Here is an 18,406-nt window from a genome sequence, read left to right as displayed (position 1 = left end):
CTATGACCACAATTGCTTCCACCTCTGATTTGTCTACAAATTCTACCCAGCCGCAACAGACATCTACGCTTGCTGAGCAGCAGCGTATCGCTCCCTTAAGAGTGATATTCGCGGGTACGCCTGAGTTTGCTGCTGTCAGCCTTGAGTCGCTTATCAACCAGCAGGACACACTTAATATAGAGATTGTCGCGGTCTATACACAGCCTGATCGCAAAGCAGGTCGCGGGCAAAAGCTATCAGCGTCTGCGGTCAAGCAAGTTGCTTTGGCCAATGATATTGTGGTTGAACAACCAGCTACCTTTAAAAAATCTAGCACCGAAGGCATGGCTGCGCGTCAGACTTTGCGCACTTATCAGCCAGATATCATGATTGTTGCGGCTTATGGTCTGATATTGCCGATTGGTGTATTGACCACGCCTACTTATGGTTGTCTAAATATTCATGCCTCATTGTTGCCACGCTGGCGCGGTGCAGCGCCTATTCATCGTGCTTTATTGGCGGGCGATTCTGAGACCGGCATTACCATTATGCAAATGGATAAAGGTTTGGATACTGGCGATATGATCTACAAAGTCAGCGCTCCTATTAATGCTGATGATACCGCCACGAGCCTGCATGATAAGATGGCTGAACTGGGCGCGGCAGCTATTAGTACCGTGCTACAAGACTTGGTACCTTATCAAGCGCAAGCCGTAGCTCAAGATGACAGTAAAGCCAATTACGCCGAAAAACTGGTCAAAACCGAAGGCGAAATCGACTGGACGCAATCCGCCACGGAGATTGAACGCCAAATTCGTGGCCTGACGCCATGGCCGGGCGCTTATACTTTTTTGGTAGGTCAGCGGGTCAAAATATTGGCCAGTTTGCCTGTGAATGCATCGCAGCAAACCAATGAGCCTGCTGGTACTGTGGTGAGCGTTGGCCGCAAAGCGATTCTAGTCGCTTGTGGTAAAGAGAGTGAAGCTGAATCATCAGCCGCCACTTTAGCCATCACCGACTTACAGTTTGCGGGTGGTAAGCCGATGACCGCCGAGCAAATTTGCCATGGCAACCAATTAAATGATGGTGACCAGTTCACTAAAGAATCAAACTAATTTTTACTTATATTTAACCTACTTGCACAAGGCGCTATCGATTAGGCGTCAAGGAAATCAAATTTAATGAGACAAACCAGCACTGCGCCAAGAAACAACAAGCTCAAACCGTCAAGCAACCTTATAATGAATGGCAGCGTGCGCGTACGCGTGATCCGCACTTTACTGGCTATTCAAAACGGTCAGTCGCTCTCAAGCGTCCTTGATCCATTATTGAATAGTTTGCATGATGGTGACAAAGGCTTTGCTCATGCATTGCTGCTCACGACATTGCGCCAGTGGCATGCGTTGGCACGTTTGCTCGATACTTTAGCAGACAACCCTATTGATGAGGTTGAGGTGCGTACCACCATTCAAGTAGGCTTAGTACAGTTGCTGTATTTAGAGGTGGCTGACCATGCGGCGATTCATGAAACTGTTGAGGCTGCAAAGGAAATTGAGTTTGCTCATTCTACTGGTTTGGTGAATGCTATTTTGCGCAAAGTCGCCAAGAATCCAAGCAAATTCCGTAAGAAGTGCGATAAAAAACACAGCCTACCGAATTGGCTCGCTTATCAGCTTAAGCAAGATTGGAGCGAGCAGTATGATGAGCTGACCCAAGGCTTGCGCCAGCCAGCACCGATGTTTTTACGAGTGAACTCGGCGGTTACTTCGGTAGAGGATTATCAGCATGCGTTGGATGGGGCAGAAATTGATGCAGACATCGTTGAGCTAACGACTGGTTTTAAGGTAGCGAGCTCGTCAGAGTCTGCCGCTGCTACAACGCTATCAACCAAAGGTCTCCGGCTACATCAAAGCACTGCCGTTAACGCTTTGCCTGAGTTTGCTTTAGGGGTTGCTAGCGTACAAGACATGCATGCGCAACTTGCTGCACCGATTATTAATCAAGCATTGATGGCTAAGCTTAGTGCTGAAAAATCTAATACGAAAAATACGAATAATGAGATACATATTCTAGATGCTTGTGCGGCACCTGGTGGTAAATTGGCTCACTGGTTAGAGCTTATAAGTTCTAAGAACGAGTCATCATTGTTTCACGTGAAACGAGATAATGCTGAAACGTCGTCTGCGACTGCTGATATCAAAGTAACAGCTATCGATAACGAAGCACCACGTATTGAGCGTATTCGTGAGAATTTACAGCGCTTAAATCTAAGTCAGCACGATTTGCAGCAAGCAGAGAAAAGTGTCGCACTCAATATCGTCTGTGCGGATGCGACCAGATGGCAGCATGGAAAAAACAAAAAAGCGGCTACCAATGAACCCGTCTTTGATGCAATATTACTCGATTCCCCTTGTACCGCGACTGGTGTGATTCGTCGCCATCCTGATATCAGTATCCTTCGTACCGAAGAAGACATCGAGCAAACGGCACTGTTGCAAGCAGACATCTTGCACAATCTATGGCCACAACTCAAAGCTGGTGGTTATCTGCTGTATGTGACCTGTTCTATCTTAAAGCAAGAAAACGTCGAGCAAATGCAGGACTTTATCACGCATCATAATGATGCAGTAGCGATTGAGTTTACCGACGATTGCAGTTGGGGTATCGAACAAGCAATTGGTCGTCAATGCTTGCCGATTGATAGCGCGAGTGGCGATGGTTTCTATTATGCGTTGCTTCATAAGACAATGGCATAAAACTGCTGAATAAACCGTTTTAAATATTGAATAACCTCATTATAGACAGGACAATCTAATGAAATATATCAGTACCCGTGGTCAGACAGCGCCGATGGATTTTAGTGATGTGCTATTGATGGGGCTTGCGCCAGATGGTGGTTTGATGCTGCCTGAGCACTATCCAAACATTGATAGTACGACCCTTGATGAGTGGCGCACGCTCAGCTATCCACAGCTTGCCATGGCGATTATGCAGCGCTTTGCCACTGATATTCCTGCCGCTGATTTGCAAGATATCATTGAGCGTACTTATACCGCTGAGGTATTTGGTTCTGATGAGATTGTCCCTGTGCGTAAGCTTGAAGATAATTTATATATTTTAGGATTATCGAACGGTCCGACATTGGCATTTAAAGATGTGGCGATGCAGTTCTTGGGCAATGCCTTTGAATACGTACTCAAAAGAAAAGACGCGCGTATTACCATCATTGGTGCGACCAGTGGTGACACGGGCAGCGCAGCAGAATATGCGCTACGTGGTAAAGACAATATCGAAGTCTTTATGCTGTCACCGCACGGCAAAATGAGCGAATTCCAGCGTGCGCAAATGTATAGTCTGACCGATGATAACATCCATAATATTGCCATCGATGGCATGTTTGATGATTGCCAAGATATCGTCAAGGCATTGCAGCAAGATGCCGAATTTAAAGCGGCTTATAACCTCGGTACCGTTAACTCTATCAACTGGGGTCGTATCCTTGCGCAAATCGTTTATTACTTTAAAGCCTATTTTGCCGTTACTACGAGCAACGATGAAAAAATCAGCTTTAGTGTACCATCTGGTAACTTTGGTAATATCTGTGCCGGTCATATCGCCCGAGAAATGGGACTGCCCGTTGACCGTCTAATCGTCGCGACCAATGAAAACGACGTACTAAACGACTTCTTTAATCAAGGTGCTTACCAGCCGCGTCCGACGGAAAAAACTTACGTCACCTCTAGTCCGTCAATGGATATCTCTAAAGCTTCTAACTTTGAGCGCTTTGTTTATCTGCTACTCGACAAAGACAGCGCTCGCGTTCATGAGCTATTTGAGGGGGTGAAATCCGGCCAAGGATTTGATTTGTCTGATTTGATGGAAGCAGTCAACAGCCGTTACGGTTTTGCTGCTGGCAAGTCGACCCATAGCGACCGCCTGCAAACCATTAAAGCGCTTTATGAGCAGCATGGTGAGCTAGTTGATCCGCATACAGCTGACGGTATCAAGGTTGCTAAAGAGCTACAGTTAGAGGGTGAAATCATTGTCTGTGCGGAGACAGCGTTACCCGTCAAATTTGCTGACACAATCGTTGAAGCGATTGGGCCAATAGACATTGCTCGGCCAGCGCATACCGAAGGCTTGGAGAGCTTACCACAGCACGTGGTGGTGCTGGATAACAACGCTGAGCTGGTCGCTGAGCAAATTCGTCAACATGTGACGCCAAATCCAGCCTGAATTAATGCTGGACTTGTTATTAGCTTTGTTTAACCATTAAACAAGCGTCCACATAAAAGTTACGCCATTGTAATAAAGTGTTTATGATTGTGTTATGGTAGATATAATTGTAATATTAGAAACAGCGTCGGCGACTCATCATTTTGCTAGACGCTTTTTTAGCAATCCCACCAGCCAATTACACTGAACAGCTGCCCTATAGGCGTTATGATAACCGTACTGTTAAGCCCTTTTATGCTTGTCATTAATTTTAATAATGCTCAAGGCTTAAGATTAAATAAAGGGTCTAAATGGTATTAATTGTGGCGACAACAGCGGTACATATTGTGGATATAACAATGAAGATGAGCTTAAAAACGATAGCAAAAGCACTGTTGATCACGACATTTAGTAGTGCCATGCTGATGACCACTGCCCACGCTAACAATCCACCACCAACCATCAAAGCAGATGCGCCCAATCGTTATATTGTCAAAAAAGGCGATACCTTATGGGACATTTCAGGACGCTATTTAGACAGTCCATGGCGCTGGAAAGAGATTTGGGCAACCAATAAGCAAATCAAAAACCCTAACCTTATTTATCCTAACGATATTCTTATTCTGTGCGTGATACAAGGTAAGACTTTAGTTGGTGTGGATACAGGTGAAGGCTGTGCTGGTATTGAAAAACAATTAACCGGCACATCAGTCACCACCTCCGTATCAGTCACGTCGACGGCCAATAGCATTCCGCCTATTCCATGGTCTGCGATCCAGCATTGGCTGGATAAAACGATCATTGTTAATCCAGCAGATTTTAATACCACGCCTTATATATTAGCGTCTAAAAAAGGTAACTTAATCACGGCAAGCGGTGACAAAGTTTATGCCAAAGGCGTCTCACTTATCGTTGGACAGCGTTATGGCATCTACCGTGAAGGCGAGATGTATGTTGAGCCAAAAACTCAGCAAGTCATCGGACTTGAAGTCACCCAAGTAGCGACTGGATTGGTTACGTCTACAGAAAGTAATGGCGTCACAAGCTTGCAGCTTACCGACAGCTACGGCAAAGAAGTCCGTGAAGGTGATCGCGTTTTTGTTGAGCTGAACAACTCTATCCCGCCCGTATTTTACCCAACGCCTGCAACCGTTAGCCGTGGCGGTATGATTGTTCGTGTCATGGACTCAATCAGTTCTGCGGCGAAGGGTAGTGTGGTCGCGATTAATTTGGGTCACACTGATGGTGCCAAACCCGGTGATGTATTGACTGTCTATCAAAAAGGGGCGTTGGTACGCGATACCAAAGATAATGATGCCTCTGTACGCTTGCCCAGTGAGCAGAGCGGCATGGTGATGGTGTTCAATACTTTTGATAATATTAGCTACGCCTATGTGCTTGATTCTGAGCTACCGCTCAACGTGGGTGATCAGCTACTACCACCCCCTTATCTATAAGCCAGACTTCTTAAGTCAGTTGAATCCGTAAATGCGAGTCAGACTATTATGACGGCAGTTTCTCCAATGTTATCCGACGAGCAGCGCGCAATATTGGCGCTGTGGACTGAGGTGAACGCGTCATTATCGGCTTATCATAAGCTTATGACTTCTTTTGGGGTAGCAGAGCTTGCTTGGCAAGCCAAAGTAGACGCTTGGCGGCAATTGGGTATTCATCATACGCATCTTGCCCGCCATGAACAGCCAGCGCAAACACAAGCCAGTATCGATAAAATTCAGCAAGCGCTCATCGAGGGGCGCTACGGTCTGCTATTTGCCGACCAGCCTGATTATCCCGCCCAACTCCTACAAATATATGATCCGCCGCCGCTGTTGTTTTATCGTGGCCAGCGCGCGCGTTTGCAGCAAGCACAAATTGCCATCGTCGGCAGTCGCAAACCCACCGCCCATGCGCAAAAAATTACTTTTGATATGGCACAATATTTAGCACAGGCAGGGTATATCATCACTAGCGGTCTGGCCATGGGTGTGGATAAGCGCGCCCATTTAGGAGCACTGGCGCAGACAGATGCTGATTATCAAGGTCGAACCATTGGGGTGATGGGCACTGGTATTGAAGTGTATTATCCCAATCATCATGATAAATTATTTGCGCAAATTATCGAGCAAGGTGGCTGTATTATCAGTGAGCTGTTGCCGGATACGCCGCCGCACAAGCATACGTTTCCACGGCGCAATCGCTTGGTGGCAGGTCTCAGCTTAGCCACTATTGTCACCGAAGCGACTATCCAAAGTGGTTCGTTGATTACTGCGCGCCTAACCTCGGAGCAGGGCAAGCAAGTCTTTGCGATTCCCAGTCATATTGATAATAGCAATGCTGAGGGCTGCCACCATCTGATACGTGAAGGCGCGACGTTGATTTATCATCCTCAGCAAGTCATTGAGGACGTCAATGGTCAGCTGGCTTATGGCAATAATGGCTATCGACCAACAGCACAGACGACCAACTCAAACCATAAGCCCTCGACTAACAGTCAGTCTGCTAATGCTGCAGAGACAGATTCTGTGCCAGCGGTGAGCCAACCGATACCGTCTAATATCAAATCTCCTAAAAGCGCTATCGTCGCCCCTGAGCATTTAACGCTGGTTTATGAGCAGCTTGATTGGCATGGACAAGATTTAGATGCGTTGTTAGTCAGTACCAAGCTTACGCCACCGCAGCTGATTGGACAATTGATGGAGCTTGAGTTACTAGGCGTCATCAGCGTGCAAGGTGGGCGTTATTTACGCGTATAGGCTATTTGGGTGTTTACAACGATAGCTATGCTTTGATATTTCTAATGGTGCTAAGGTCAGCCCAATTTTATAAATATTTAAATGTCGCTCACTTAGTCAGCTTCTCTCCTATGTTATTATTAATGCTTAAACTCCTACCTTTTCGAAGCCTTCAAGTCATGAAAAAATCCGCATCCTTTACTACTGATTCTGTCGTTCAAGCTGCCAAGTGGCTAAAAGAAGGACAGTTACTTGCTTATCCAACCGAAAGCGTTTGGGGGATAGGTTGTGATGCTTATGATAAGGCAGCCGTGCAGCGTATTTTGGATATCAAGCAGCGCCCAAAAGCTAAAGGTATGATTGTCGTTACTGACAGTGCTGAGCGTTTAGCGCCCTTATTAGATACTTTAGAAGACAGTCAGCGCCAACAAATCATTAATAGCTGGCAGACGGATAGTGACAATATAAAGCTACAATGCAAACAAGCGCACACTTGGTTGTTACCCATTCCGCAGGCGCTGATTACTACTATTCCTCCTTGGATAACCGGGCAGCATCGGACAGTTGCGGTCAGAGTTATCGCTCACCCCATTATCCGTCAGCTATGCCAGCAGTTGGTCAGCGCGCATAATCCCTTTGGACTGTTGGTTTCTACAAGCTGCAATCCATCAGGGCAACCGCCTGCTATGACTCTTACGGATGCTTATGGGTATTTTGACGAGCAAATCCGCTACTTACAGGCGGAGACGTTAGGCTATACCTTACCCAGTCAAATACGTGATGCAATCACAGGTTTAATCGTCCGTTAGAGCATGGCAATCAAGCAATAGATATTACTCTCTGATTTCATTATTGACAGAAATAAAAGAATGATGCAATATGAACTAAGAAATTAGCCAAACTATATGAAATATTAAGCGAATAAATACTATGAAACTAAATCCTGTGACCGAAAAATTTATCTTACATTGGGGTGAAATGGGCTCACAGTGGGGTGTCAATCGCACTATGTCACAGATTCATGCATTGCTTTATATCATCGGTAAGCCGCTCAATGCGGAAGAGATTACCGAGACGCTTGGCGTTGCGCGCTCTAATGTCTCAAACAGTATTAAAGAGCTACAAAACTGGGGGCTAGTACAGAAAGTATCGATATTGGGCGATCGTCGCGATCATTTTACGACTAATACCGACGTTTGGGAGTTGGCACGTATTATCGTCGTTGAGCGTCAAAAACGTGAGCTTGAGCCAACGGTGCAGTTCTTACAAGAACTTATGGACAGTCCTGAATTTGAGCATGAAAATAGCGAAGTAAAAGCGCGGATAAAGGATACCCAAGAGTTCGTCAACACGCTGACCACATGGTCGTCTGAGATGCTGAAGCTACCCACAAGTATCCTTAAAAAAGTCCTCAAATTGGGCGCTAGTATTAAAAAGGTTTTACGTTAATAGTAAGCTGTGTGATCTAAAATAAAAAATTTAAGTAACTATTTCTGTTTAGACAGAAATTTATGTAATAGATATAAAGTCCAGCTAAGTTTAAGTGATACGAGTTTCAATAAAAATATCAATGACAAATGGATGTGTAAAATGACAGTCAATCAAACACACGCTAATAAAGAGCAAGTCATTAAAAAGGCTATTGCTTCAATCGAGTGGCAAGACTTGCGTCAGTTAACGCGCGGTCAAATCGCTTACAATGTTATTTTGCCATATCCGTTCTTACTACTGTCTTGGTGGTTCGCCAGCCAATCATGGTATGTACTGGCATGCGGCGCTTCTTATTTGTTTTTTGCTGCTGCATTCCGTCAAGCGCACGATGGCTATCATCATAGTTTGGGGACAGGTAAGCGTACGACCACTGCCATATTATTATTGCTTAGCGTACTATTAATGACCAGCTTGCACAGCATTCGAGCCACTCACATGGCACATCATCGTGATCCGCTGGGCGATAGTGATATTGAAGGCAGTCTGGCAAATGTGTCATGGTGGCAAGCACTGCTCGGCGGGATAACTTATCGGCTCGCTATCTATCGGCAAGGACTGCGTTTAAGCAGCCGTCGCAATCAAAGCTTGGCTTGGCTAGAATTTGGCTTGATTGCTTTAGTCGTCTTGGTTGCCCTCGTACTGACCGTATTTACTGTCGCTGTTCCTGCTCTGACCATGTTAGCGCAAGTATTGATGTACCACATACTGACCATGATGTTGGCCAATGCTAGCGTTGGTATCATTGCTGTGTGGGGCGTGCACCATGATTGTGATGAGACAATCGCTCGCACCGAGCGTAATCCAGTGATCAATTTACTAACTTTTAACCTGTTATATCACGCAGAGCATCATTTTTTCCCTGCTGTACCATCCAACCATTTACCTGAATTAGCCAAGCGTTTAGATGAGGCAGCATCACACTTGACCAAAGCGCATGTATTGCCAAATACTGCTGTTGCGATGGACTTTATTAATCATCGTTGGAACAAATTAAAGAATAAATCTCAAAATAATAATGATAGTGAGTGTCCTATTCGTAAACGTTTTGCTTAATCAGTAGACTAAATGAAATCAAGATACTTATTACTTATCCACCCATTATCCACAGTAATTTCACTGGCTTTGCCAACGTCGTATTTATACTCAATTAACGACCAATGTTAATAGGATAAATATCATGAAAACGAATAACAATGTAGGTGCTTACCCTTACTTATCAGTGATTATTTTGTTTGCAGGGCTTGGTAGTATGGTTGGTGGAGTGATTGCAGAGCTAGGTTTGTTATTCATTTTTAGGAATGCGGATTTTGCGCAGATTGGTTATCAGCCATTGCTATATGTTGGTCTGCTTGGTTTTATTCCTGCTTTATTGACGGGTATTCTTGTCGCTTATAAGAATATATGGCGCGGTGATCATAAGAGTCTACGCACGACATTTTTGATTGGGTTTATAACGTCAGCAGGTTATATGGGCGCAATCATCCTATATTTAGGCATAAACTCATTGATAGAGGTTGGGGTGCTACTGGCCTTTATGATTGGTATAGGACTATTTGGCGCTATCAATGCAGCTATCGCTGGCTGTATTGCTTTACCAAAAGCATGTAAAAGTCGTTTTGATATAAAAGTTAAAAAAGAAGACGATGACTATAGCGAATTAAGTTTTACTAAACGATAAGCAAAAAATATAGGGAATAGGACATGAATATTTTAATCAGTGGTGGCTCAGGATTTTTAGGCAGTGCCTTTAGTAATGAGATTATGGCGCGTTACCGTGCCCAAAATAAAGCGCTGCACATTACTTGGCTGACGCGTGATAGCAGCCAAGCCCATCCGAATGATATCGACATGATGACTTATGATGAGCTGGCGAGCTCAGATAAAAGCTTTGAGGTTGTTTTAAACCTAGCAGGGGCAGGTATCGCTGACTCGCGCTGGAGCGATGCGCGCAAAGAGCAATTGCTCGCCAGCCGTATTAAGCCTACCGAATCTCTATTGGCATTTATTAAGCGTACCAGTATTAAACCCAAGCTAATGGTCAACGGTTCAGCGATTGGTTGGTATGGGACTCAAGGTGACAAACCTCTTACCGAAAGCAGTGGTTTTGAAACCGATTTTGCTCATCGATTATGTGATGAATGGGAGCAACTGGCGTTGACAGCAAACGATTATGGCGTGTCTGTGGCTATCGTGCGTACTGGTGTTGTCATTCATCCTAAAGGCGGCATGCTCGGTAAACTATTAACCCCGTTTAAGATGGGCGTCGGTGGACAATTGGGTGATGGTCAGCAAATCATGAGTTGGGTCAGCCGTGAGGACTGGGTAGGGGCAGCGATATTTATCATTGAGAAGCATCTAGCTGATGATGTGAGCACTCAAGCCATGCATGAAAACACCCAACAGACTACAAATGACACAACAGCGGTTGTGTACAACTTAACCGCACCCAATCCCGTGAACAATCATACTTTCACCAAAACACTGGGGTCATGGTTACACCGTCCGACATTCTTTACCCTACCGAATTTCTTACTTAAGCTGATGTTTGGTGAGATGTCGACGCTACTAATAGATGGGCAAAAAGTATTACCGCAAGCGTTATTAGATGCAGGGTATGAGTTCCAGCAGCCGACACTTAAACAAGCATTAGAACAGCAGAAGTCGTAAGTGAGTGGCATGTTTCATGTGAAACAGTATTATTAATTATATGATATGTTGTTTCATGTGAAACAACATAGAGGTTTTTATGAGTGATATTGAGTTTAGTACAGTCAAAACACCTAGCTATCCTAAAGGTAAAGTAATAAATCAATATGCACAATTTGGCGGGGCACTGGGTGGGATATTTCTATGGTTAAGCGTAGCAGTACCTGATGTCTTGTTTAATGACTATAATTTTGGTGGTTCCGAAATATTCAATATTACTAACGCCTATTTTATCACTGTATTTAATATAGTTTGGCTGCTAGGGTTTGCGCTGATTTTCTATATAATTTTTGGATTTATATTAGGACTGTTATCTTCATTATTTACAGGCTGGATTCTTGCGCAAGTAAATGCTCACTGTAATTATAAAGGCCTTCTTATCTCTTTAATTACGGGTGGTTTTATGGGCTTTGCCTTTCTATCTTTACTAGAGCTACCTCTTATTATGCAGGTTTTGACAGGTGGTATCAGCGCTGTGATTACGGGTCTTATCGCATTACCTAAATACAAATAAAATTTAAATAGTTATTTCACTTTTGACAGAAATAAAGTAAAATGAAATTATAATTACTAAACAAGTGGTTGCTTAATTTGAGTCGCTACTGCTTATCACAAAGCAAGGAGAACATCATGCGTCATCCTTCGTTAGCCAATATTGAATGGCAAGATTTGCGTCAGCTCAAGCCCACTGAGACGGTTTATAATATCTTTTTATCGTTACCATTTTTATTATTGTCATGGTGGAGCGCGTGGCAGGGATTTTGGCTACTTGCGCTGGCTGCAACGTTTTTCTTTTTTACCGCCGCACTTAGACAAGCCCATGATTGCTATCACCGTACTTTAGGTGTGAGTAAAGTCGCCACAAAGCTCATGCTATTTATGCTGAGTATCACTATGCTTTGTAGTACGCATGCCATTCGGCATACTCATCTTAATCATCATAGAGATCCGCTGGGAGAGAGTGACGTTGAGGGTAATTGGGCACGTCTGCCTTGGTATAAAGCGATATTAGGCGGCGGAATTTTTTCGATAGCGATTCAGTGGTTTGGCTTAACGCATGGTAGCCGCCGCAATCGTATTCTTGTTGCCCTTGATATGTTGCTTATTTTCGCAGTGATTGCCACCGCTTTTATCACGATGCATCCTATATTGATGTATCACGTATTGGTAATGATATTGGCCAATACGATGGTGGGGTTCTTTGCTGTATGGAGCGTCCATCATGGCTGTGATGAGATAGTATATGCCCGTAGTGAGCGTCATCCATTGATTAATTTACTGACTTTTAACTTGCTCTATCACATCGAACATCATCTGTTTCCAGCGGTGCCGACCAACCATTTACCGATGCTGGCCAAGCGTTTAGATGCTATTGCCCCGCAGTGGACGCAGCAGCCAGTAATTCCCTTTTTAGCCCCAGTCAATCAGTATCAAGAGTCTAGGGTGACTGAAAAATCCAATGCCCATTCGCATCACTTTGATGTTTAGCCATAGTCGGTTCAATATAATTTGGATACAAGGAAGGCGAGTGAAAGTACTACAAATAGTAGACTAAGCGAGCCTGACACCGTATCTGATTTATATAGGATTGACTATATCACTCAGAAAGGAGTCATAAGATGATTATTCAAAATCATATCAACAGTTATAGAGAGCAAGCACATTTATCCATCACCATGTACTACGACGATGCATGCGTCATATGTAGCACCGAGGCGCACAATATGCAAGTGCGTCAGCCGGAGAAGATACGCTTAGTTCCTGTGAAAGAGGGGCTTGATAATTTAGCCGCCGCAGGATTTAGCCGTGAGGATGCGATGACTTATATGTGTGTGCAAGACAGCTACGATAACTGGTATACGCACATGGATGCCGTACGACTGCTCTACAGAACGGGCGGCGTGAAATGGTCACCCTTGTTATTTTTGCCAGTGATCAAACAACTGGGTGACTTTGCTTATCCGTATGTCGCGCGCAATCGTTATAGAATTCCGAATTGGATGACCAAGTTGCTCTATGGCAAAGCGCTGATGCAAGCTTGTGACAATGGCGTCTGTAAAATAGCACCAGACAAACGTTAAAGGGCTTTTATTGGCCACTATTTAGTTTTGTGGCAATAGCACTTTAGAGGCAAAGCATATGAAGTTTTTGTGGAAAAAAAGACAATACATTCAGAGCATCCAGCTTTTGACGTAAGATAGCGTTATCTTTATCTGATTAGACCTTACTATGTGGTTCTTCATCGTTTTTACTCAGTTGCTAGCTGTTATGACCAGCGTTCTTATTTGCTGGTTTGTAAAGCCAAAAACTACTGCTGCAAAAGCTGCACTGGTAGCAGCTGTCTTTGTTATTAATAATAGTGCTCTCATTTATGGTTTGACTGAGTTTTGGGGTGAGCGCTTTCATGTCTATCTAGTCGTCAGTATTTTGCAAGGTTTTATGCTTTATGCTGGTCTGATAACGGCTGCGGTGGCGCTACTCGTTTATCAGCTTTTTAAGCGAAAATCTCGTCCAATACTCTTGCGTACCTTTGCCATTACAGTTTATGTCGCCATTGTTAGCTTAGCGGTATTTAATGCTTATTCGCCCGTCGTACATCGTTTAACAGTCACTATAGATAAGACGCTGGATAAGCCAATGGATATCGCGCTTGTCTCTGATACGCATCTGGGCAGATGGTTTGGCAATCGACAGATAAAGAAAATGGTAAGCCTTATCGATGCGCAACATCCCGATGTCGTGGTTATCGCTGGCGACATTATGAATGACAATACCATTGCTTACGATAATACGAATATGCATGAGCAGCTATCAAAGCTAAAGGCACCGCTTGGCGTTTATGCGACTTTAGGTAATCACGATTATTTTGGTTATGAAAAGCAGATCACTCAAGCGGTGGAAGAGGCTGGCATCAAAGCGCTTGATAATGAGAGTGTACTATTAAATGACTCAGTATGGCTGGTAGGGCGCTCAGATGACATCGATCGTACCAGACTGTCAGCTGAGGAGTTATTAACGCAAGTACAGACAGATAAACCAGTGCTATTTTTAGAACATCGTCCTAGCGCGATGGATGAGGTCAGCGCCCTGCCAGTCGATTTGCATCTGTCTGGGCATACCCATGGCGGGCAGATATTCCCGTTAACGACGCTGATGGATTGGTTGACACCGCTAAACTATGGCAGCAAAAAAATAGCCGATACGCAGTTTTTGGTGACCTCTGGTTATGGCATCGGTCCCGTACCATTTAGACTGGGTACGCGTTCTGAGGTTTGGATAATTACGTTGCAGTCTGGTGTATGAGCTATTTAAATAAAAAGTGTTACCCTTATGATAAAGCCTCTACCATATCTAAATGGTAGAGGCTTTTATTTGCTGTTAGGCTGGTTAATAGCTACTTTGCTTGTCTGGTTAGCTAAAAACATACTGCATTGACACCATCATACTCAGGGATTCTTCATGCGCTACGCATTTTTCATTACCATTTTTGCGCTATTGCAGCTCTTTAGTGTCGGCGCTGCTCTAAGCGTGCAATGGTGGTTACAACCTTGGCAGACAGCAGGTTTGCAAACTTCGGTATGGGTCATCATATTTGTTATTACTAATGCTTTGCTGCTACTCAGTGTCAATAGAGCATTTGCCAATAGCTATCGCTGGATCAGTGGTTGGATGTTGGCCATGCACTTTATGCTATTGACGGCTTTAGTTACCAGCTTATTTTATGGTGGCTATTGGCTAATCACATTGCTAACCGGTGATGTGCTGGCTACATCGGCTACCGTCGATTTTGGGTTGCGCATATTGGCATTGGCAGTATTTATCGGGTTATTTGTTTATGCTCTATACAGCGCTTATGCGCCTGTGGTGCGTGAGTTATCTATTGATATTGATAAGCCTTTGGTCAAGCCGCTACGTATTGCGGTCGCTAGCGATTTGCATATCGGGAGATTGTTTGGGATTGGCGCAATAGATAGGCTGCATCGTCTTATTGTGCAGCATAAAGCAGACATATTGCTGATGCCAGGCGATATCATGGATGACAATATACAGGCATTTACCACATATAAAATGGCAGAAAACTTGGCTGAGTTATGCAAAAGCCTGCCGTATGGGGTCTATGCAACTTTAGGCAATCATGATTTGTACGGGCACGAGCAGCCAATTGTCCAAGCGTTGCGTACTGCTGGCGTGCAGTTGTTAAATGATGAAGTTATACGCCTCACGCACCAAGGGCAAGCGTTTTGGTTGATGGGACGCTTCGACAATCATAAGCGTCAGCGCGTCCCGACGACTGAGCTACTGGCGCAGGTCAATAGCGCTGAGCCGCTGATATTGTTAGACCACAGACCAAGTGATATTGCTGAGCACAGCCAAATGCCGATTGATTTGCAGCTCTCTGGGCATACCCATAACGGTCAAATATTCCCCGCCAACTTCATTGTTAGTTCCATCAACCGCTTGGGTTATGGCTATGAGGTCATCAATGACAGTCACTTTGTGGTGTCATCTGGTTACGGCTTTTGGGGCATTCCGTTTCGACTGGGCTCGCGCTCAGAGATTTGGCTCATCACCCTCACTGGTCAGTAGGTCTTGCACAAAACAAGCAAACGCCTTGATAATATAGCTTGTCTGATTGCCAAGACCTTGATGGACACTCATCAAGTTAATAAAACCATGCGGTGCGCCTAGCACTGTATAGGTTTCTACCTTAACGCCTTCTTTTTGCAAAAGCTCAGCATAAGCCAGCCCTTCATCTCGCAAGATATCTAATTCCGCAACGACGACATAGCTGGGACACAGGTGCGCATTGTCACCGTGCATGACTGAGATAAGCGGGTGAGACTGCGCTAGACCACTATGCTGAGTGTAGGCAGTATTAAAGACGTTTGCATCGTTGTGATCGAGCAGCAAGCCTTCACCATAAAGCTCCCAACTCGGATATTCAGCCTCATAATCAGTGACCGGATATAGCGGTAATTGGGCTAAAGGTCGCGGCAAATCAGCCAGTGAATTTTTAAAAGTATCATTGGCTTTTTTATCAGTCTCAGCAGTTTGATTATTATCTTGCCATAGTGCATCGATAGGCTTAATAACCTGCTGCGCAACCAGTGCTGCCAAGCAACCACCCGCACTATCACCAGACAATACGATGCGCGATGGCAATGCACCAAGTGACTGAGAATGTTTAGCCAACCAAGCATACGCCGACAGACAGTCTTTAAGGGCTGTTGGCGCTGGATATTCAGGTGCCATGCGGTAGTCGACGCTCACGACTGCCCAGCCATTTTGGGCGCAGACCGTATGACAAAACTCATGGTGCGTGTCGATATCACCAATACAAAATCCGCCGCCATGAAAAAACAGCATGGCGACTTCATCCGCACTTTTTCCCTCATTATTCTGCTTCGTCTGCTGGTAGCAGCGCACGGTCATGTCACCACCGTCAGCGTTGGCAATGGTTCTATCTTGCCAGCTGACGGCGTTCTCTGAATTTCCTGAGACATTCGCATTTTGTTGCCAAACGCTAGGCGCTTGCAACGACACCGCATCTGTACCAAATTTCTGCCGTAGGTTGGGTAGCTTATCCAGTGCTAATGGGCGCTTGAGCTTATTACTGACCGCAAGTATCAGGCGCAGATGGGCGTCAGCGAGGGGATATTGCTCCGCTGTAGACGCTTTTAATTGGTGATTAACTCGTTCGAGTAGCGGCGTTGGCAAATTATCCAGCCCTTTTAGCGTATGGTGCAAAATATGATGCTGGTGCGCATTTTTAGCGGCTGTTGTTTTGACGGTCTTAAGCGTTTTTGTCAATAAAGCATTGAGCGATGGCACTGGTAAAATAGGCATAAACCCTCTCTTGTAATCGATGTTTAAACAAAGTTAATCGGCTTTATAAGTGAACGATTAATATAGCAGTTAATCATAAGATTTATATGAGGGTCTGTTGAACATTCAAATATTAGGACTGCTGATCGCTAAAATCGCATCAAACTAGGCGTAAACCGACGAGAATGTCGAGACCTTAGCTAGGTTTACAACAACGTTTGGGGTGGTTTTAGCATCAGCCCTTTGGGGCAGGGCTATTTTTTGCCAATACATGGCGAAATTATCTAACCTGGAATGACTAGGCGTCAAAAATTTCACTGCGTATTGTCTAAAAAATAGCCACTGCCAGTGCCACATTTGAGTGTTCAACAGACCCTACATTCCAATCTATCTTAAAAGCTGTTCACCATAAAGTTAAGCGTGGCTCGGTGACAAAAACATCATCATTTGTACCCGTCATTTATCTTAACGTTGAGTGCTTTTTATAGTGTTAGTGACGATAATCCCTACGCCTTGCAATGATTTATCCTGCTAAAACAAAAAATTCCTTAGGTTAGGCTTGAAATTTATGCTCATCACCTTTATCAAGCAGCTATTGAAGCGCATTTACAAAAAGAATGAACGAAAACAGTTAGGCCATTAATAACAGCACAATGACCAGTGTTTGGTCAGTTTATCGTGCCTTAAAACCAACCTTTATTATTAATAATCCTAAGGAGCTACCATGAGCGAGCAGAATAACAATCACGAATCCCCTGAGCACAATGTGTCGCATGACAATATTGAGCATGCTGAGAGTATTTTAGAAGAAACCATGAAAGAATTTGATCCAAAAAACAACTCAGACGCTGATGCCAATGAGACGATCGAAAATGACATCGATATCGACACCTTTAAAGCGCGTATCGCTGAGTTAGAAGGCGAGGTTAAGCAGGCCAAAGAAGGTACCGCCCGTGCCAATGCTGAAGCCTATAATGCGCAAAAACGTATGGAACAAGAAGCGGATAAAAGTAAAAAATTCGCCTTACAAAAATTTGCCAAAGAGTTGTTAGAAATCGTTGATAACTTAGAGCGTGCTATCGAAAGTGCGAATGCAAATGATCCAGTCGCCGAAGGGGTGCAACTGACTCACAAAGCATTGGTCGCTGTCTTGAATAAAAACGGCGTAGAAGTGGTTGAACCACAAGGTGAAAAGTTCAACGCTGATTTTCATGAAGCGGTAGGCATCGACCCAGACGCTGAAGCGGATACCGTCGGTACAGTACTGCAAAAAGGTTATAGCTTGAATGGCCGCCTCTTGCGTCCTGCGATGGTTCGTGTCGGTCAATAGGACTTAACACTTGATTTTAAATGGTTAAACCTTACTTAAATTAAGGGTTTTGACAAAAAATCACACAAAAGACTGTGTTTGCGTGGTTATTGACTTGAAAAAATGTACGGTCAAACCGATATAAAGC

17 protein-coding genes are annotated in these 18,406 nt (G+C 44.4%); 16 read left to right on the top strand and 1 reads right to left on the bottom strand.

Annotated features, from left to right (window positions below; all coding sequences use genetic code 11):
* The first annotated feature begins 2 nt into the window (after positions 1–2).
* The 15 genes from fmt (at position 3) to ACSUPM_RS13825 (ending at position 15,710) form a co-directional block, all read left to right on the top strand.
* A complete protein-coding gene (gene fmt, locus ACSUPM_RS13895) occupies positions 3–1,094 on the top strand; it encodes a methionyl-tRNA formyltransferase (protein ID WP_025651984.1) in 1,092 nt (363 codons plus the stop codon).
* A 66-nt stretch (positions 1,095–1,160) separates the two neighbouring features.
* Complete coding sequence (locus ACSUPM_RS13890; protein ID WP_025651983.1) at positions 1,161–2,735, top strand: transcription antitermination factor NusB; 1,575 nt, start codon at positions 1,161–1,163, stop codon at positions 2,733–2,735.
* Between the two features lie 58 nt (positions 2,736–2,793).
* Entirely contained in the window at positions 2,794–4,215 is a 1,422-nt protein-coding gene (thrC, locus tag ACSUPM_RS13885) for a threonine synthase (protein ID WP_025651982.1), read from the top strand.
* Positions 4,216–4,553: 338 nt separating this feature from the next.
* Positions 4,554–5,651, top strand: coding sequence for a LysM peptidoglycan-binding domain-containing protein (locus ACSUPM_RS13880; protein ID WP_350588207.1), 1,098 nt, complete (start codon positions 4,554–4,556; stop codon positions 5,649–5,651).
* A gap of 48 nt (positions 5,652–5,699) precedes the next feature.
* Positions 5,700–6,947: a DNA-processing protein DprA gene (gene dprA / locus ACSUPM_RS13875; RefSeq protein WP_025651980.1), complete on the top strand. Its 1,248-nt coding sequence runs from the start codon at positions 5,700–5,702 to the stop codon at positions 6,945–6,947.
* Positions 6,948–7,105: 158 nt separating this feature from the next.
* Entirely contained in the window at positions 7,106–7,735 is a 630-nt protein-coding gene (locus ACSUPM_RS13870; RefSeq protein ID WP_025651979.1) for an L-threonylcarbamoyladenylate synthase, read from the top strand.
* A gap of 121 nt (positions 7,736–7,856) precedes the next feature.
* The gene (locus ACSUPM_RS13865) at positions 7,857–8,375 is read left to right on the top strand and encodes a GbsR/MarR family transcriptional regulator (RefSeq protein WP_025651978.1); all 519 of its coding nucleotides are present in this window, start codon (positions 7,857–7,859) and stop codon (positions 8,373–8,375) included.
* 141 nt (positions 8,376–8,516) lie between these two features.
* Complete coding sequence (locus tag ACSUPM_RS13860) at positions 8,517–9,470, top strand: fatty acid desaturase family protein (RefSeq protein ID WP_201582697.1); 954 nt, start codon at positions 8,517–8,519, stop codon at positions 9,468–9,470.
* A 124-nt stretch (positions 9,471–9,594) separates the two neighbouring features.
* Entirely contained in the window at positions 9,595–10,095 is a 501-nt protein-coding gene (locus tag ACSUPM_RS13855; protein WP_201577131.1) for a hypothetical protein, read from the top strand.
* A gap of 23 nt (positions 10,096–10,118) precedes the next feature.
* Positions 10,119–11,084 (top strand): epimerase, encoded by a 966-nt coding sequence (locus ACSUPM_RS13850; RefSeq protein ID WP_201566650.1) that lies wholly within the window; start codon positions 10,119–10,121, stop codon positions 11,082–11,084.
* 79 nt (positions 11,085–11,163) lie between these two features.
* Entirely contained in the window at positions 11,164–11,637 is a 474-nt protein-coding gene (locus ACSUPM_RS13845) for a hypothetical protein (protein WP_025651973.1), read from the top strand.
* A gap of 116 nt (positions 11,638–11,753) precedes the next feature.
* Positions 11,754–12,611 (top strand): fatty acid desaturase family protein, encoded by an 858-nt coding sequence (locus ACSUPM_RS13840; protein WP_025651972.1) that lies wholly within the window; start codon positions 11,754–11,756, stop codon positions 12,609–12,611.
* 131 nt (positions 12,612–12,742) lie between these two features.
* Positions 12,743–13,204: a thiol-disulfide oxidoreductase DCC family protein gene (locus ACSUPM_RS13835; protein WP_201566652.1), complete on the top strand. Its 462-nt coding sequence runs from the start codon at positions 12,743–12,745 to the stop codon at positions 13,202–13,204.
* Positions 13,205–13,391: 187 nt separating this feature from the next.
* Positions 13,392–14,426 carry a metallophosphoesterase gene (locus ACSUPM_RS13830; RefSeq protein WP_227687610.1) on the top strand — a complete coding sequence of 345 codons (1,035 nt, stop codon included), beginning with the start codon at positions 13,392–13,394 and terminating at the stop codon, positions 14,424–14,426.
* Positions 14,427–14,582: 156 nt separating this feature from the next.
* Positions 14,583–15,710: a metallophosphoesterase gene (locus ACSUPM_RS13825; protein WP_436880034.1), complete on the top strand. Its 1,128-nt coding sequence runs from the start codon at positions 14,583–14,585 to the stop codon at positions 15,708–15,710.
* On the opposite strand, the gene ACSUPM_RS13820 is transcribed toward ACSUPM_RS13825, so the two are convergent.
* Positions 15,675–16,970 carry an alpha/beta hydrolase gene (locus ACSUPM_RS13820; protein ID WP_427647004.1) on the bottom strand — a complete coding sequence of 432 codons (1,296 nt, stop codon included), beginning with the start codon at positions 16,968–16,970 and terminating at the stop codon, positions 15,675–15,677. The two genes, ACSUPM_RS13825 and ACSUPM_RS13820, sit on opposite strands and share 36 nt — an antisense overlap.
* 703 nt (positions 16,971–17,673) lie before the next feature.
* On the opposite strand from ACSUPM_RS13820, the gene grpE reads away from it, so the two are divergent.
* The gene (gene grpE / locus ACSUPM_RS13815; RefSeq protein ID WP_025651967.1) at positions 17,674–18,279 is read left to right on the top strand and encodes a nucleotide exchange factor GrpE; all 606 of its coding nucleotides are present in this window, start codon (positions 17,674–17,676) and stop codon (positions 18,277–18,279) included.
* The last annotated feature ends 127 nt before the right edge of the window (positions 18,280–18,406 follow it).

Source organism: Psychrobacter okhotskensis, assembly GCF_965638355.1.
Classification (GTDB): Bacteria; Pseudomonadota; Gammaproteobacteria; order Pseudomonadales; family Moraxellaceae; genus Psychrobacter; species Psychrobacter okhotskensis.
The sequence above is the reverse complement of the archived record's forward strand: the minus strand, read 5'-3'. Positions and strand labels throughout refer to the sequence as shown.

Bases quoted from the DNA above. Each gene is read 5' to 3' on its own strand.
- ACSUPM_RS13870 (WP_025651979.1), top strand. From the start codon at position 7,106: ATGAAAAAATCCGCATCCTTTACTACTGATTCTGTCGTTCAAGCTGCC.
- ACSUPM_RS13860 (WP_201582697.1), top strand. From the start codon at position 8,517: ATGACAGTCAATCAAACACACGCTAATAAAGAGCAAGTCATTAAAAAG.
- grpE (WP_025651967.1), top strand. From the start codon at position 17,674: ATGAGCGAGCAGAATAACAATCACGAATCCCCTGAGCACAATGTGTCG.
- ACSUPM_RS13880 (WP_350588207.1), top strand. From the start codon at position 4,554: ATGAAGATGAGCTTAAAAACGATAGCAAAAGCACTGTTGATCACGACA.
- ACSUPM_RS13855 (WP_201577131.1), top strand. From the start codon at position 9,595: ATGAAAACGAATAACAATGTAGGTGCTTACCCTTACTTATCAGTGATT.
- ACSUPM_RS13830 (WP_227687610.1), top strand. From the start codon at position 13,392: ATGACCAGCGTTCTTATTTGCTGGTTTGTAAAGCCAAAAACTACTGCT.
- ACSUPM_RS13890 (WP_025651983.1), top strand. From the start codon at position 1,161: ATGAGACAAACCAGCACTGCGCCAAGAAACAACAAGCTCAAACCGTCA.
- thrC (WP_025651982.1), top strand. From the start codon at position 2,794: ATGAAATATATCAGTACCCGTGGTCAGACAGCGCCGATGGATTTTAGT.
- ACSUPM_RS13825 (WP_436880034.1), top strand. From the start codon at position 14,583: ATGCGCTACGCATTTTTCATTACCATTTTTGCGCTATTGCAGCTCTTT.
- dprA (WP_025651980.1), top strand. From the start codon at position 5,700: ATGACGGCAGTTTCTCCAATGTTATCCGACGAGCAGCGCGCAATATTG.
- ACSUPM_RS13850 (WP_201566650.1), top strand. From the start codon at position 10,119: ATGAATATTTTAATCAGTGGTGGCTCAGGATTTTTAGGCAGTGCCTTT.
- ACSUPM_RS13845 (WP_025651973.1), top strand. From the start codon at position 11,164: ATGAGTGATATTGAGTTTAGTACAGTCAAAACACCTAGCTATCCTAAA.
- fmt (WP_025651984.1), top strand. From the start codon at position 3: ATGACCACAATTGCTTCCACCTCTGATTTGTCTACAAATTCTACCCAG.
- ACSUPM_RS13820 (WP_427647004.1), bottom strand. From the start codon at position 16,970: ATGCCTATTTTACCAGTGCCATCGCTCAATGCTTTATTGACAAAAACG.
- ACSUPM_RS13865 (WP_025651978.1), top strand. From the start codon at position 7,857: ATGAAACTAAATCCTGTGACCGAAAAATTTATCTTACATTGGGGTGAA.
- ACSUPM_RS13835 (WP_201566652.1), top strand. From the start codon at position 12,743: ATGATTATTCAAAATCATATCAACAGTTATAGAGAGCAAGCACATTTA.
- ACSUPM_RS13840 (WP_025651972.1), top strand. From the start codon at position 11,754: ATGCGTCATCCTTCGTTAGCCAATATTGAATGGCAAGATTTGCGTCAG.